Genomic DNA, 14,574 nt, shown 5'->3' on the forward strand with positions numbered 1-14,574 from the left:
CTATCATGGTCACCTATATCGACGCAGCCTCCGCCCCCTTGAAGAATACCGGCGTCATCCGCCTTTACACCGCGGAAGATTTTGACGGGATGCGCAAGGCGTGCCAGCTGACGGCGCGTTGCCTCGATGAACTGGCGGCAATCGTCAGGCCGGGCGTGACGACGGATGCCATAGACCGTTTCGTGTTCGAGTTCGGCGCCGACCATGGCGCGTTGCCGGCAACGCTGAACTACCGCGGTTATACGAAATCCGTCTGCACCTCGATCAACCATGTGGTCTGCCACGGCATTCCGGATGAAAAACCGCTGCGCGAGGGCGATATCGTCAATATCGACGTGACCTATGTGCTGGACGGCTGGCACGGCGATTCGAGCCGCATGTATCCCGTCGGCCAGATCAAGCGCGCCGCCGAGCGCCTCATGGAAGTGACCTATGAGTGCCTGATGCGCGGCATCGCGGCGGTGAAACCGGGCGCACGCACCGGCGCGATCGGCGCGGCGATACAGGCCTATGCCGAGGCGGAGCGTTGCTCGGTGGTGCGCGATTTCTGCGGCCACGGCGTCGGACGCCTGTTCCATGACACGCCGAATATCCTGCATTACGGCCGCCCGGACGAAGGTCCGGAAATCCGCGAGGGCATGATCTTCACCATCGAGCCGATGATCAATCTCGGCAAACCGCATGTGAAGGTGCTCTCCGACGGCTGGACGGCGGTGACGCGTGACCGCTCGCTTTCCGCGCAATACGAACATGCGGTCGGCGTCACGGCCACCGGCTGCGAAATCTTCACGCTGTCGCCGGGCGGATTCGATCGTCCGGGCCTGCCGCCACCAGCATAAGGCCAGACCGCCCATGGCAAAACGCCCCGCCCCGCCTTCCGCCGATCTTTCCTCGACTTCCGGCTTTCAGGCGGGAAAGGGCGATCTTTTCGACGGTGAGGACGAACGCGGCTTTTTTGCCGAACCAAGAAGTACTGCGAAAAAGACTGCGGAACGGCCCGCAGCCATTGCGGAGCCGGAAGCGGAAACCGCCCATTATCATGGCCACCGGGACCGGCTGCGGACACGTTATCGCGACGGCGGCGATGCCGCTCTTGCCGATTACGAATTGCTGGAACTTCTGCTTTTCCGGCTGATCCCGAGGCGCGATACCAAACCCATCGCCAAGGCCCTGATCGCCCGCTTCGGAACCTTGGGCGGCGTGCTCGGCGCGCCCCTGCCCTTGCTGCAGGAAGTGAAAGGCGTGGGCGAAGCCGTGGCGTTCGATCTGAAGCTCGTCGCCTCCGTTTCCCAGCGCATGCTGAAAAGCGAAATCCGCAACAAGCAGGTTCTCGGCTCCTGGTCCTCCGTCATCGATTATTGCCACGCCGCCATGGCCCATGAAACGCGCGAACAGTTCCGCATCCTGTTCCTCGACAAGCGCAACGTCCTGATTGCCGACGAGGTGCAGGGCCAGGGAACCGTGGACCACACGCCGGTCTATCCGCGCGAAGTGGTGCGACGCGCGCTTGAGTTATCAGCTACAGCACTGATTTTAATTCATAATCACCCGAGTGGAGACCCCACCCCTTCACGTGCGGATATCGAGATGACCAAAACCATCGTCGATACGGCAAAGGCGTTGGGGATCACGGTTCACGACCACATCATCATCGGCAAGGACGGCCACGCAAGCTTCAAAGGGCTTCGGCTGCTCTGAAATCGACTGCCACCGACGCGAAGGTCTTCCCCTACCTGCAACCCATAAGAGCGGCGTCAATACAAAATTAATACCTGTAAATTAGCATATCCGAAAATAATAATACAAGGCATCGAACCTTGATGCCTGAAAGAACGGGGGTGCTTTATGTTTAATGGAGTGCGTTTCTTTCGTGATCGATCCGGCTCGTCCGCTGTCGAGTTCGCCATCGTCGCACCGATATTCTTTCTCGTCCTGCTGACCATGATCGCTTACGGCATCTACCTGATGGCCGCCTATTCGGTACAGCAGATTGCCGCCGACGCGGCAAGAACGGCGGTTGCCGGGCTGAATACGACCGAGCGCCAGCAGCTTGCCCGGGATTTCATCACCAAAAGCGACCTCAGTTACGCCTTCATGGACAAGACGCGCTTCACGGTCGATGTCGCCACCGATCCCGCCAATGCCAACCAGTTCACGGTGAAGGTCGAATACGACGCCAGCGATCTGCCGATCTGGAGCCTCTACAGCTACACCCTGCCCGACACGGTCATCCGGCGTTTTTCAACCATTCGGATCGGAGGAGCATGACATGCAAACTATCTCTTCTTTGCTTCCCCGCTTCCTTACGGACCGCAGGGGCAACATTGCCATCTCGGCTGGCCTCACCGCGCCGCTTTTCATCGGCATATTGGCGCTCGGTGTCGATTATGGCTATCTGACCCTGCAAAAACGGCAATTGCAGCAGACAGCCGATCTTGCGGCCATATCGGCGGCGGCCAGTGCCGCCGACCCCGAAAAGGCAGTCCAGCAATATTTTGCGCTCAACGGCATGAACCTCGGGGTCAAGACACCAAACGGCCTGCTGACCGCGACCGGTCTTGAACCTTTCGACCCCTTGAACGAATTTGCCAAAAGCAACGGTTACGCCGAGATCGTCAAAGGTCACTACGAGCCGGACGCGACCCTTCCTGTCGGCCAGCGTTTCGTCGAAAATGCCCTGCCCACCAATGCGATGAAAGTGAACATCGTCGAGAAGGGCCAGATATTCTTCGCCTCGGCCTTCACCACGCCACCCCGAGTTTCGGCGGCCGGAACTGCCTCATCGCAAAAGATCGCGGCATTTTCGGTGGGATCGCGACTGGCAAGTCTTGATGAAGGGATTTTGAACAGCCTGCTTGGCGGCCTGCTCGGCACCACGGTTTCGCTCAAACTCATGGACTACCAGGCGCTCCTCGCTGCGGATGTCAACGCGCTGCATGTCGTCGAAGCGCTGGCCATCGATCTCAACCTGACAGCTGGCACCTACAAGGATGTTCTGCAGACGGAAATCACCTACGGCAAATTCCTGAATGCACTGACGAAGACCACAGGCCTGCAGCCGGCTGTCGTGAACATTCTGAACACGTTGGCGAAAACCGCCAACAAGAGCACCATCAAGATCAAGCTTGAGGAAATCCTCAATCTCGGCCCGTTCTCGGACAAGCTGATCGGTAGCGGCGAAAACCTCAAGGTCACCGCCGGCGTCTTCGATCTTCTCAACGCCGCCGCCGTGGCGGGCAATGGCGGCAACCAGCTGGCGCTCAACCTCAACGCCAATCTTCTCGGCCTCGCCTCGGTCAAGGCGACGCTCGCCGTCGGTGAGCCGCCCGTCGAGACGCCGTCGCTCGCCGTCGGCGGTCCAGGCACCGTGGTGCGCACTGCGCAAACCCGGCTGGCGGTCAGCGTCGTGGTCGACGGGCTTCAGGCCATTGCCGGCCTCAAGGTCAATATTCCGCTCTATGTGGAAGTTGCCCATGCCGAAGCACGGCTTGCGGACATTCGCTGCACTGGCGGCGGACAGGGAACCGTCGATGTCGAAGTCGTTCCCGGCGTTGCGGAAATCGCGCTCGGCAATGTCGATACCACGGCCTTCGCCAATTTCGGCCGGGACCCGCGTGTCACCAAGGCCGCAATCGTGGATTCGGCCTTGCTCGCGATCAATGGCAGCGCCCTCATCAACGCCACCAACATGACGAAGACCAAGCTGACCTTCACGCAGTCGGATATTACCCAGGCCAAGATCAAGAGTGTCTCCACCAAAGACACCGTTACCACTCTTGTCAGTTCACTGCTGAAGAACCTCAATCTGGATATCAGGATCCTCTTCCTCAATCTCGATCTGGGAGGCCTGGCGGGCATCCAGTCGGCGCTTGCCAACACGCTTGCGGTGGTCACGGCGCCCGTCGATCAGCTGCTCTACAACGTGCTGCTGGTTCTCGGCGTCAAGATCGGTGAAGCCGATGTACGGGTCACCGACGTTCGCTGCCAGCAGCCGGCACTGGTGCAATAATTCCATCATCGCCCACAAAAAAGCCGCCGGGAGATATTCCGGCGGCTTTTCATTTGATCGGCCTTTCTATCAGGCCGTGGCGATCGCCAGACGCTTCTCGTCCCGACCGCTCTTCATGCGCTCCGACAGAAGGAAGGCCAGTTCCAGCGCCTGATCAGCGTTGAGACGCGGATCGCAATGGGTGTGGTAACGGTCGGACAGCGAATCCGCCGTAACGGCACGGGCGCCACCGGTGCATTCAGTCACATCCTTGCCCGTCATCTCGATGTGGATGCCGCCCGGATGCGTGCCTTCGGCGCGATGGATCTGGAAGAAGCTTTCGACTTCCGACAGGATCCGCTCGAACGGACGTGTCTTGTAGTGGTTGAGCGTGATGGTGTTGCCATGCATCGGATCGCACGACCAGACGACCTTGCGGCCCTCTTTCTCCACGGCGCGGATGAGCTTCGGCAGGCTGTCCGCCACCTTGTCATGACCAAAACGGCAAATCAGCGTCAGGCGGCCAGCCTCGTTCGCCGGGTTCAGCGCGTCGATCAGCTCGATCAGATTGTCAGGCGTCAGCGACGGACCGCACTTCAGACCGATCGGGTTCTTGATGCCACGGAAATATTCCACATGCGCATGGTCGAGCTGACGCGTGCGGTCGCCGATCCAGATCATGTGGCCGGAGGTGGCATACCAGTCGCCGGAGGTCGAATCGATGCGGGTCAGCGCTTCTTCGTAACCAAGCAGCAGGGCCTCGTGGCTGGTGAAGAAATCGGTCTCGCGCAGGCTCGGATTGTTTTCCGCGCTGATGCCGATCGCCTGCATGAAGTTCATGGTTTCAGAGATACGATCCGCAAGCTTGCGGTAACGGTCCGCCTGCGGGCTATCCTTGATGAAGCCGAGCATCCACTGGTGAACGTTTTCGAGGTTGGCATAACCGCCCATCGCGAAAGCGCGCAGCAGGTTCAGCGTTGCCGCCGACTGGCGGTACGCATCGAGCTGACGCTCCGGGTTCGGAATACGCGAGGCCTCGTTGAATTCGATGCCGTTGATGATGTCACCACGGTAGGACGGCAGCGTCACGCCATCAAGCACTTCCACGTTGGAAGAGCGCGGCTTGGCGAACTGACCGGCAATACGACCGACCTTCACCACCGGCAGCTGCGCGCCATAGGTGAGCACGACGGCCATCTGCAGGAAGGCGCGGAAGAAGTCGCGGATATTGTCTGCGCCATGCTCGAGGAAGCTTTCGGCACAATCGCCGCCCTGCAACAGGAAGGCGTTGCCTTCGGCCACATTGGCGAGCTGCTTTTTCAGGCGACGGGCTTCACCGGCAAAAACGAGCGGCGGATAGGTCGCAAGCGTGGCTTCCGTTGCCGCAAGCGCTGTCGCATCCGGATATTCAGGAACCTGCTGGATCGGTTTTTGCCGCCAACTGCCGGGTGTCCAATTCTGTGCCATGTTCTTAACCCTTTTCTCGCCCGCGCAGTGGCGCGCGACCGCCTCGAAAAATTGAGCGGCTTATAGCTCCAAGCACCGAGTTTGCATAGACACCCGTGCGCCCGCACCTCCCTTTCCGACCCTTTTGATGCCGTCTGGCGCAGAAAAATAATTTCAAACGATTGAAATATCACAAGACGGTGTCCGCCTGCTCCTGCGCAATCACGGAACTCCGCGTTTTGCGCGGATGTAACGACGCAAGGAAAGAGGCAGGTGGAAGAGAAAGACTGCCAGTCGGTCCATGGCAGAAGCTGGCCAGGTCTCCCACTCAGCATCACTCCCGCCCTGCCCGCGAAGTGTTTCAGCACGTCTTATCTTTTCCATCAGGAACATGGTTTCCGGTAACATCTATGTCTCCTTGGTGTGGAGACGAGTTAAGCGGGACCCGTCGGGAGAGCATAGATGCACGTTTGAAAGACCCGTTTCATATAAAAGCGGAGAAAGCGGACCCTAATGCGCATAAGGTGCTACGGTGATTTGGAGATGATGCCGTGAAGGACGTAGACTGGGACGATCTGAAGCTTTTCGACATTGTTGCGACGGAGGGAGGTTTGGCTGGTGCTGCGGGCAGAGCAGGCCTCAGCGCGCCGACGATTGGCCGAAAAATGCTCCTTTTGGAGCGCAAGATTGGACGAACGCTCTTTATTCGAAGCCAGAACGGATACAGGCTCGCTCCAGATGGTGAGGTCCTGCTCGAAAAGGTTCGGACCATGCGACAAAGCGCGGCAGAGATCGCGCAATGGCACGGCGAGGCCTTCTCGCTGCCGATTGTTTCGATATCGAGCGATATCTGGATTGCGGGCTTCATAGCGGCTAATACGGCGGCCATCCGAGGCCCATCCGACGCTTTTCGGCTGTGCTGCAAGCAATGCGAGAACGAAGATGAGCTGACCTATCGGCGCGGCCTGATTTCGATAAGGCACGACAAGCCAGCCACCGGAAATTTTGCCGTGCGCAAATCGGTTGACGTCGCCTATTGCGCCTATCGCTCACACGACAGTTCAGGCGCAGATTTGACGCAATGGATTTCAATTGGAACCGAGGTGGCGGAGTCCGATGCAGAAAAATGGGTATTTCGTCATCGGGAACCGCTTATCCACACGTGGACAAACGCGCCCTCGCTTTTACCTGGTCTCATCGAGAGCGGCGCGGGAAAAGGCGTCCTGCCGTGTTTCGTTGGTGACGCCCTACCCGGTCTCGTCCGCGATGGCGGGACAATCGAAGAATTATCCCATCCGCTGTGGATCGTCGTCAACGATGACGACCGGCACGCCCCGGAAATGCGGCTCGCGATAGACCGTCTCGTTGCCCTTTTGAAGAGCAACGAGACCTTGTTCAACGCGCGCCAGTGATAACCGGGCGAAAATCACCGATGTGCCGGAGTGAGAGGTAAACTAGACCTTTTCACCGTTCACCACGCGGTAGCTTGGCGAATACATCGTCACCAATTCCTCGGCCGCCGTCGGATGAACCGCCATGGTGCGATCGAAATCGTCCTTGGTGCAGCCCGCCTTCAGCGTGATGCCGAGAAGCTGCGCCATCTCGCCCGCCTCGTGGCCGAGAATATGCACGCCGACGACGCGGCGGTCAGCGGCATTGACGATCAGCTTCATGATGGTCTTTTCCGCCCGGCCGGAAAGCGTCGCCTTCATCGGGCGGAATTGCGCGCGATAGACTTCGAGTTCCGGATATTTTTTGGCCGCTTCCTCTTCGGAAAGTCCAACCGTGCCGATTTCCGGTTGCGAGAAGACGGCCGTGGCGATCAGCTCGTGATCCGGCTTCGTTGGGTTGTTCTTGTATTCGGTTTCGATGAAGCACATGGCTTCGTGGATCGCCACGGGCGTCAACTGTACCCGGTTGGTGACGTCGCCCAGCGCGAAGATATTGGAGACGCTCGTGCGCGAATAATCGTCGACGACGATCGCACCGAGCGCATCCACCGCCACGCCGGCGTTTTCAAGGCCGAGACCCTTGGTGTTCGGATCGCGGCCGAGCGCCAGCATCACCAGGCCGACATGCAACGAGCTACCCCGCTTCGTACGCGCCATGAAGCCGCCCGCGCCGTCCTTGCTGACCTCCTCGATGATGTCTTCCAGAACGATGCGAATGCCCTTGGCTTCCATGGCTTCATGCAGGCCTTTGCGCATGTCGTGATCGAAGCGCGAAAGAATTTCCTTGCCGCGATAGATCAGCGTCGTTTCGACGCCGAGCCCATGGAAGATATTGGCGAATTCCACGGCGATGTAGCCGCCGCCCGCGATCAGGATCGATTTCGGCAGCTCATCCAGATCGAAAGCCTCGTTGGAGGAGATCGTCAGCTCATGGCCGGGCAGCGCCTTGTGTTCGTTGGGCGTGCCACCGACAGCAATGACGATGCGCTCGGCCGAAAACGTCTCGCCCGTCTTCGTCAGCTTCACGGTATGCGCATCGACGAGTTCCGCGCGGCTGTCGAAAATATCGGCCTTGGCGTTATCAAGACCCTTGCGGTAAAGCCCCTCAAGACGGGCGATTTCCCTGTCTTTGGCCTCGATCAGCTTTTTCCAGTCGAACCGGCGCTCGCCGACGCTCCAGCCGAAACCCTCGGCATCCTCGAAATGCTCAGGGAATTGCGAGGCGTAAACGAACAGCTTCTTCGGCACGCAGCCGCGAATGACGCAGGTCCCACCGTACCGGTACTCTTCGGCGATGCCCACCCGCTTGCCGAGCGAGGCCGCCACGCGGGCGCTGCGAACGCCGCCCGAGCCGCCACCGATGACGAAAAGATCGTAGTCATAAGCTGTCATAGTCAAAACCCCTGATCAAAACCACATGCCATCGGCCTCAAGGCGGGCTGCGGCGCGCATTCATGGCACATATAGGTGCTGCGACGCACAAATGAAAAGCCCGACCTTGCGATCGGGCTTTGAATATTTCTGAACCTGAACAGATCGACTTAAGGCTTGGGAGCCGGAGCGCCGCCCGTGGCGTTCTGATCGGCCGGAAGCGGCTTCAGATCGGCGCCTGCCACCTTCTGCAGCTCGGTCATGCTGGAGGTGTTGAGGTCACGGTTGATACCAGCGGCCCAGATGTCGGCGGCCTTCATCAGCTCGCGCGTGGCGATCGGGCCATCCTTCAGAAGCTTCTTGCCAGCTTCGCTGCTATAGAAGGTGGAGATGGCGTTCAGCTCTTCGACGGTGAAGGCGCGCGCATAGGTAAGTGCCGCCTCACGTTCCAGATCGGCGCGGCGCGACGCAAGCTCAAGCGCCTTGGCGTCGACGGTCGCGGTGATCGCGTCCTGCACGTTCGGAGACGCCTGAATGAGTTCGGCCTTCAGACGCTCCGCCAGACCCGGCAGGATGTCGTCAAAACGGTCGGTAACGCCAAGAGAGCCGATTGCCTGCCGTGCGGCAGCGATATGTGCTTCCGAAATTTCCTGAGCGCGTACGGCAGTACCGAACACGATGCCGGAAATGAGGATCGAAGCAGCGGCAGCTTTGCCCAGTCCCGCTAGTTTGATCATGAAAATCTCGCTCCTGTTATACTGCCTGCATCACGCGGGCGCCTTCAGGACCCGCGATGATGGCAAGCGATGCCAAATTTATGAAAAGTCCGTGCTCGACAACACCGGGAATCGTGTTCAGCTCGCGTGCAAGCGCTTCTGCATCAGGAATACGGCCAAAAGATGCGTCGAGAATGAGATGTCCGCCATCCGTCATGAAGACGCCGTCGCCCGACGAACGCATCGTCAGCGTGCCGGACAGGCCGGACCGCGCCGCCAGTTTTTCGATGGCGATCCGTGTCGCCACCTGGCCGAACGGATTGATTTCGATGGGAAGCGGAAAGGCGCCAAGCGTTTCCACGACCTTGCTCTGGTCGGCGATGACGATCATGCGGGCGGATGCCGCCGCCACGATCTTTTCGCGCAGAAGCGCACCGCCGCCGCCCTTGACGAGCCGCAGCCCGTAATCCACCTCGTCCGCGCCATCGATGGTCAGGTCCAGTTCCGGTAATTCATCGAGGGATTTCAGCGGCACACCAAGCTCTACGCACAGACGCGCGGTACGCTCGGACGTCGGCACGCCTTCGACCTTCAGACCGGCAGCGACCTTTTCCGCCAGAAGCCTGACGAATTCCTCTGCCGTCGAACCCGTGCCGATACCAAGCCGCATCCCGTCTTGCACATGGGACAATGCGGCCTCGGCGGCCTTGATCTTCATCTGGCGGGCATCCATGTGCCTGAAACTCCGGTAGCTTTGTCGTCGCCGTGCTGTTTACACGGGTCGAAAGCCAAACGAAAGCCTTTTTCAAGGCAACGAACAGAACGTTGCAGTGCGGTTGCAAAGCGAAAGCCGTTTGCCTAGGCTTGGCCGTAACGAACGTACCGACATCATCACCAGAAGCATTCTCCAAGAGGCCAGTTCCTTGACATCCCGCCCGCTCTCCCCGCTCGCCATCTTCGACCTCGACGGCACCCTGGTCGATACCGCAGCCGATCTCGTCTCGAGCCTCAACCACACCATCGCCGCCGCCGGCCTTGCCCCCGTCACCTATGACGACCTGACGCATCTCGTCGGCCAGGGCGCGCGCGTAATGATCAGGCGGGCCTTCGCGCTCAGGCAGGTAGAATTGCCGGAAGCCGAGTTGGAGCCGCTCTATGAGCGTTTCATCACCCATTATCGCGCGGAAATGCCCGGCGAAAGTCGCCCCTATCCGGGTATCGTCAGCACGCTGGATGCGCTGTCAGCCGCCGGCATCACGCTTGCCGTCTGCACCAACAAGACCGAAATCCTCGCGCTCCCGTTGCTCGAAAAACTGGATCTCACCAGATATTTCGCCGCCATCACCTGCGGCGATACGTTCGAATACCGCAAACCCGATGCGCGCCACATTCTCGGCACCATCGAAAAGGCTGGCGGCGACCCGCAGCGATCCATCATGGTCGGTGACAGCATCAACGACATTCTCGCCGCCAGGAACGCTGCCGTGCCATCAATCGGCGTCACTTTCGGTTATTCGGATGTGCCGATGACCGAACTCGAACCGGATGTCGTGATCGACGATTTCACCGCCCTGACGCCGGCGCTGTTCGAGCAGCTGATCGCCAAGGGCGCCGCTGCGGCCTGAGACGCAGCCGGACCGCGAACAAAAAAAGCGCCGTCTCCGGCGCTTTTTTTTCGATGAAATTTCTATCAGATAGACGCGGCCCGCGCCTTCGTCGTCACCTGAAATGCCTTCTGGACGTAGCTGTCGCGGTCATAGACGTCGTCGAAAAACTGCACCTTGCCGGCCTTGTCCGGCCAGGCGGTGAAATAGGCCACGTAGACCGGTATCTTCTCCGGCACCTGCACGGCGCGGTTCTTGCCGGATGCTATCTGTTCGTTGACCTTATCGACGCTGGTTCCCAGAACGGCCGCTGCCATGCGGCGCGGATCGACCAGACGGATACAGCCATGGCTCAGCGCCCGCATGTCGCGGTTGAAGAAGCTCTTGGCCGGCGTGTCGTGCATGTAGATGGCATGCGCGTTGGGGAACAGGATTTTCAGGTCGCCCAGCGCATTGTCGCTGCTCGGCGGCTGGCGCACCGAAATGGCGTTGGTGGAGCCATACCAGTTGACGCTGGAGGAAGAAACCGCACGGCCGCCCACCTGCACCTCGTAACCCATCCGGTCGAGATAGGACGGATCGCGGCGCAGCTTCGGCAACATCTCGTTGACGATGATCGATTGCGGCACGCCCCAATAGGGGTTGAATTCGACAGTCTGGATCTCGTCCTGGAAGAAGTAGGTCTGGTTGGCCTTGGAGCCGACCACCACCTTCATGCCGAACTGTTCCTGGCCATCATTGTGGTAATAGGCCATGAAGGCGGGCTGGTTGATCAGGACGTAGCGCTGGCCGAGATCGGCCGGCAGCCAGCGGACCTGCTCCATCGCCACCTGCACCTTGGCGATCCGGGCATCGTTGCTTTCGCCGACCATGGCGCGCACGGTGGCGCGGCCGATGACACCATCGGGCTTCAGGCCGTTTTCGCTCTGGAACGCCTTCACCAGATCGACGAGATCAGGCGTATAGTCCGGCGCCTGCTGATAGCCGGAAATGATGGCCGCATGCTCCACCTTGAAGGCGGGCGAGGCGCGATGTTCGATCGCCTTGACGACATTGGCCATTTCCGCGCTGCTGTTGCCGGGTTTCAGCACCAGATCGGCGGGAACGTTGACGGTATGGGCAGCATCGCCCTCGCCGCGCAAACGCGCCAGCTCGGCCTTCAGCGCCAGATATTCGGCGCTCGAAGGTTCGCGGCTGCGCAGGTAAGCTGCGACATCGGGGCTAAGGCTCGCAAGCTTCAACACGGATGCGAGGTTTACCGTCTTGCGCTTGAAATCATGGTAACCGGACAGCCGGTTCGGATCGACGCGGCCACGCACCGTATCCTGCACGTAAGCCAGAACCTTGGCGGAAAGTGCCAACTCGAACTGCATCTGCGCCCGCTGATAGGCGTCGGAGGTCGATACGGACGCCACTTCCACCGGCGTGCCGGACGCGTTCGCATCAACATTGATGCTGGCGGTCACATCCTTCGCCGGTGCGGAAATGCTGTAATCGGCCGGATCGAGGCCGCTTTCGCCAACCGTGTCGAAAAACGCAATGACAGCATTCGCGCGCGCGGTCAGTTCACCTTCGGAAACCCAAAGCGTCTTGCCGCCGGCGCCGTAATAGGCCTCGAGAGCCTTGCCGATTTCGGGCGTGGCGCTGAATTTGAGATTGGCGAGACCTTCGCCGAAATTGGCGGTATTCACCGCACGGGCCGCATCCGCCTTGTAGTCGTAATAACGCGGGCCGGAGACACGCGGCAGAGGCTCGGGATCGGATGCATCGGCGCTCACGCTCGGTGCTGCCCTCGACGGCGAGGTAACAATACCGGCCGGCGGCAATTCACCGCGATCGCGCGCGACCTTGCCGGGTCCGCCACGCAAAAGATCCATCAGCGTTACCGCGCCGGCGCTGCCGGGCAGAGCGGTGGAAACGGAAAGACCGAGAGCCAGCACCAGCGCTGCCGATGTTTTTCCAGATGTGACTTGCAATTTGATCCTCGTAGCACCCAGCGCCGCCAACGAAGACGGAGCATCCAGTTTCATGCTTGTCTAGCCGATAGCCGGCCCGTTGAAAAGAAAACGCCCGAAGTCCGAAACAGATCGAAATGAACCTCATTATACGGCCAAAACCGTAAAAACGTAATTTCCAGAATTGGCGAGAATGGTTAAATTTCCATTTATTTCATCCACTTTGCCGTGGCCAGCCACGTCGTTCCGCCCCATAAAACCCCAGTTTTTCAGCCTTTTATCAACGTAGTAAAAATGACACGCCAAGGTCTTTTTCTCCACCGGGCAAGATGAGCGCCCAAAACACCTTGTGAAGCGGGAAATATCTGCCCGGCAGGCTTCGCAACGCTTTCCTTGCCGGCGCGATGATTCTATATATCGGCGCGCGCAAGGCGGGCGAAGGTGCCGTTTTGGCGGAGGAAAACGAGTAAAAAGGCAAGACTGATGACAGCCACACGGACGGAAACCGATACATTTGGACCCATTGAAGTTCAGGCCGATCGCTATTGGGGCGCGCAGGCGCAGCGCTCGCTCGGCAACTTCAAGATCGGCTGGGAAAAGCAGCCCGCCTCTGTCGTTCGCGCGCTCGGCATCGTCAAGCAGGCAGCGGCCCGCGCCAACATGGCGCTTGCAGGCCTCGACCCCAAGGTCGGTGACGCCATCATCGCAGCCGCACAGGAAGTCATCGACGGCAAGCTGACAGAACATTTTCCGCTGGTCGTCTGGCAGACCGGTTCCGGCACCCAATCCAACATGAATGCCAACGAAGTGATTTCGAACCGCGCAATCGAAATGCTCGGCGGCGAAATGGGCACCAAGAAGCCTGTTCACCCCAACGACCACGTCAATATGAGCCAGTCCTCGAACGACACCTACCCCACCGCGATGCATATCGCCTGCGTGGAAGAGATCGTTCACCACCTGCTGCCGGCCCTCAAGCACCTGCACAAGGCGCTGGAAGCCAAGGTCAAGCAGTTCGAAAAGATCATCAAGATCGGCCGCACCCACACCCAGGACGCGACGCCGCTGACGCTCGGCCAGGAATTTTCCGGTTATGCCGCACAGGTCGCATCGGCGATTGCCAATATCGAACTCACCCTGCCCGCACTTTCCAAGCTCGCCCAGGGCGGCACGGCTGTTGGCACGGGTCTCAACGCCCCCATCGGTTTCGCCGAAAAGGTCGCCGACGAAATCTCCAAAATCACCGGCGTGCCCTTCGTAACCGCGCCGAACAAGTTCGAGGCGCTTGCCTCGCACGATTCCATGGTCTTCTCGCATGGCGCGATCAATGCAGCCGCCGCAGCGCTGTTCAAGATCGCCAACGACATCCGCTTCCTCGGCTCCGGCCCGCGCGCCGGTCTTGGCGAATTGTCGCTGCCGGAAAACGAGCCCGGCTCGTCGATCATGCCGGGCAAGGTCAACCCGACCCAGTCCGAAGCGCTGACGCAGGTTTGCGCCCACATCTTCGGCAACAATGCAGCGCTCTCCTTTGCAGGTTCGCAGGGACACTTCGAGCTGAACGTCTATAACCCGATGATGGCCTACAACTTCCTGCAATCGGTCCAGCTTCTGGGCGATGCCGCCGTCTCCTTCACCGACAATTGCGTCGTTGGTATCGAGGCGCGCGAAGACAACATCCGGAAGGGCGTCGAGAACTCGCTGATGCTCGTTACCGCGCTCAACAGCAAGCTCGGCTACGACATCTGCGCCAAGATCGCCAAGACCGCACACAAGAACGGCACGACCCTGCGCGACGAGGCCGTCGGTGGCGGATACCTCACCAACGAGGAATTCGACCAGTATGTGCGCCCGGAGAATATGATCGGGCCGAAGTAAGCCTGTCAGAGTTTATCGCTGGAATAGAGAACGGGCCTTCGGGTCCGTTTTTTGTTTCGCGCGCAAGGGAAGATTGCTCAGAAAGCGGGCAATCGATTTCGAGCGGAAGTGTTTGGCTTGGCGGTCATACCCGCACGCCGTCACCCCGGATTTAGTCCGGGGTCCAGC

13 protein-coding genes are annotated in these 14,574 nt (G+C 59.7%); 7 read left to right on the plus strand and 6 right to left on the minus strand.

The window, feature by feature from the left end:
- The first annotated feature begins 5 nt into the window (after positions 1 to 5).
- From map to QSK43_RS03390, 4 genes are all read left to right on the plus strand, one after another.
- A complete protein-coding gene (gene map / locus QSK43_RS03375; RefSeq protein WP_332302309.1) occupies positions 6 to 839 on the plus strand; it encodes a type I methionyl aminopeptidase in 834 nt (277 codons plus the stop codon).
- Positions 840 to 852: 13 nt separating this feature from the next.
- On the plus strand, positions 853 to 1,698 hold the full coding sequence (radC, locus tag QSK43_RS03380; protein ID WP_332302310.1) for a RadC family protein: 846 nt from the start codon (positions 853 to 855) through the stop codon (positions 1,696 to 1,698).
- A 147-nt stretch (positions 1,699 to 1,845) separates the two neighbouring features.
- Complete coding sequence (locus tag QSK43_RS03385; RefSeq protein ID WP_045022359.1) at positions 1,846 to 2,268, plus strand: TadE/TadG family type IV pilus assembly protein; 423 nt, start codon at positions 1,846 to 1,848, stop codon at positions 2,266 to 2,268.
- A gap of 1 nt (position 2,269) precedes the next feature.
- Positions 2,270 to 4,009: a TadG family pilus assembly protein gene (locus QSK43_RS03390; RefSeq protein WP_332302311.1), complete on the plus strand. Its 1,740-nt coding sequence runs from the start codon at positions 2,270 to 2,272 to the stop codon at positions 4,007 to 4,009.
- A 69-nt stretch (positions 4,010 to 4,078) separates the two neighbouring features.
- Here QSK43_RS03390 and QSK43_RS03395 read toward each other — a convergent pair whose 3' ends face one another.
- The gene (locus tag QSK43_RS03395; RefSeq protein WP_045022363.1) at positions 4,079 to 5,455 is read right to left on the minus strand and encodes a class II 3-deoxy-7-phosphoheptulonate synthase; all 1,377 of its coding nucleotides are present in this window, start codon (positions 5,453 to 5,455) and stop codon (positions 4,079 to 4,081) included.
- A gap of 201 nt (positions 5,456 to 5,656) precedes the next feature.
- The gene (locus QSK43_RS03400; RefSeq protein ID WP_332302312.1) at positions 5,657 to 5,842 is read right to left on the minus strand and encodes a hypothetical protein; all 186 of its coding nucleotides are present in this window, start codon (positions 5,840 to 5,842) and stop codon (positions 5,657 to 5,659) included.
- Between the two features lie 143 nt (positions 5,843 to 5,985).
- Here QSK43_RS03400 and QSK43_RS03405 point away from each other — a divergent pair, with 143 nt between their 5' ends.
- Positions 5,986 to 6,846, plus strand: a complete 861-nt coding sequence (locus tag QSK43_RS03405) for a LysR family transcriptional regulator (RefSeq protein ID WP_332302313.1) — start codon at positions 5,986 to 5,988, stop codon at positions 6,844 to 6,846.
- Between the two features lie 42 nt (positions 6,847 to 6,888).
- Here the strand turns inward: QSK43_RS03405 and gor are convergent, their stop codons facing one another.
- The 3 genes from gor to rpiA form a co-directional block, all read right to left on the minus strand.
- Entirely contained in the window at positions 6,889 to 8,277 is a 1,389-nt protein-coding gene (gene gor / locus QSK43_RS03410; RefSeq protein ID WP_332302314.1) for a glutathione-disulfide reductase, read from the minus strand.
- A 149-nt stretch (positions 8,278 to 8,426) separates the two neighbouring features.
- The gene (locus QSK43_RS03415) at positions 8,427 to 8,993 is read right to left on the minus strand and encodes a DUF2059 domain-containing protein (RefSeq protein ID WP_332302315.1); all 567 of its coding nucleotides are present in this window, start codon (positions 8,991 to 8,993) and stop codon (positions 8,427 to 8,429) included.
- Positions 8,994 to 9,009: 16 nt separating this feature from the next.
- Positions 9,010 to 9,705, minus strand: coding sequence for a ribose-5-phosphate isomerase RpiA (gene rpiA, locus QSK43_RS03420; RefSeq protein WP_332302316.1), 696 nt, complete (start codon positions 9,703 to 9,705; stop codon positions 9,010 to 9,012).
- 190 nt (positions 9,706 to 9,895) lie between these two features.
- Between rpiA and gph the strand changes: the two genes are divergently transcribed.
- Positions 9,896 to 10,597: a phosphoglycolate phosphatase gene (gene gph / locus QSK43_RS03425; protein WP_332302317.1), complete on the plus strand. Its 702-nt coding sequence runs from the start codon at positions 9,896 to 9,898 to the stop codon at positions 10,595 to 10,597.
- Between the two features lie 65 nt (positions 10,598 to 10,662).
- On the opposite strand, the gene QSK43_RS03430 is transcribed toward gph, so the two are convergent.
- Positions 10,663 to 12,516, minus strand: a complete 1,854-nt coding sequence (locus tag QSK43_RS03430) for a L,D-transpeptidase family protein (RefSeq protein ID WP_332302623.1) — start codon at positions 12,514 to 12,516, stop codon at positions 10,663 to 10,665.
- Between the two features lie 498 nt (positions 12,517 to 13,014).
- On the opposite strand from QSK43_RS03430, the gene fumC reads away from it, so the two are divergent.
- Positions 13,015 to 14,406: a class II fumarate hydratase gene (gene fumC, locus QSK43_RS03435; RefSeq protein ID WP_332302318.1), complete on the plus strand. Its 1,392-nt coding sequence runs from the start codon at positions 13,015 to 13,017 to the stop codon at positions 14,404 to 14,406.
- Positions 14,407 to 14,574: the final 168 nt, after the last annotated feature.

The sequence above is a fragment of the Rhizobium sp. GR12 genome, assembly GCF_036596185.1.
Lineage (GTDB): Bacteria > Pseudomonadota > Alphaproteobacteria > Rhizobiales > Rhizobiaceae > Agrobacterium > Agrobacterium nepotum.

What these genes read in the sequence shown, in the direction of transcription:
- radC (WP_332302310.1), top strand. Translation starts at nt 853, where the DNA reads ATGGCAAAACGCCCCGCCCCGCCTTCCGCCGATCTTTCCTCGACTTCC.
- gor (WP_332302314.1), bottom strand. Translation starts at nt 8,277, where the DNA reads ATGACAGCTTATGACTACGATCTTTTCGTCATCGGTGGCGGCTCGGGC.
- QSK43_RS03385 (WP_045022359.1), top strand. Translation starts at nt 1,846, where the DNA reads ATGTTTAATGGAGTGCGTTTCTTTCGTGATCGATCCGGCTCGTCCGCT.
- rpiA (WP_332302316.1), bottom strand. Translation starts at nt 9,705, where the DNA reads ATGGATGCCCGCCAGATGAAGATCAAGGCCGCCGAGGCCGCATTGTCC.
- QSK43_RS03395 (WP_045022363.1), bottom strand. Translation starts at nt 5,455, where the DNA reads ATGGCACAGAATTGGACACCCGGCAGTTGGCGGCAAAAACCGATCCAG.
- fumC (WP_332302318.1), top strand. Translation starts at nt 13,015, where the DNA reads ATGACAGCCACACGGACGGAAACCGATACATTTGGACCCATTGAAGTT.
- QSK43_RS03415 (WP_332302315.1), bottom strand. Translation starts at nt 8,993, where the DNA reads ATGATCAAACTAGCGGGACTGGGCAAAGCTGCCGCTGCTTCGATCCTC.
- map (WP_332302309.1), top strand. Translation starts at nt 6, where the DNA reads ATGGTCACCTATATCGACGCAGCCTCCGCCCCCTTGAAGAATACCGGC.
- QSK43_RS03400 (WP_332302312.1), bottom strand. Translation starts at nt 5,842, where the DNA reads ATGTTACCGGAAACCATGTTCCTGATGGAAAAGATAAGACGTGCTGAA.
- QSK43_RS03390 (WP_332302311.1), top strand. Translation starts at nt 2,270, where the DNA reads ATGCAAACTATCTCTTCTTTGCTTCCCCGCTTCCTTACGGACCGCAGG.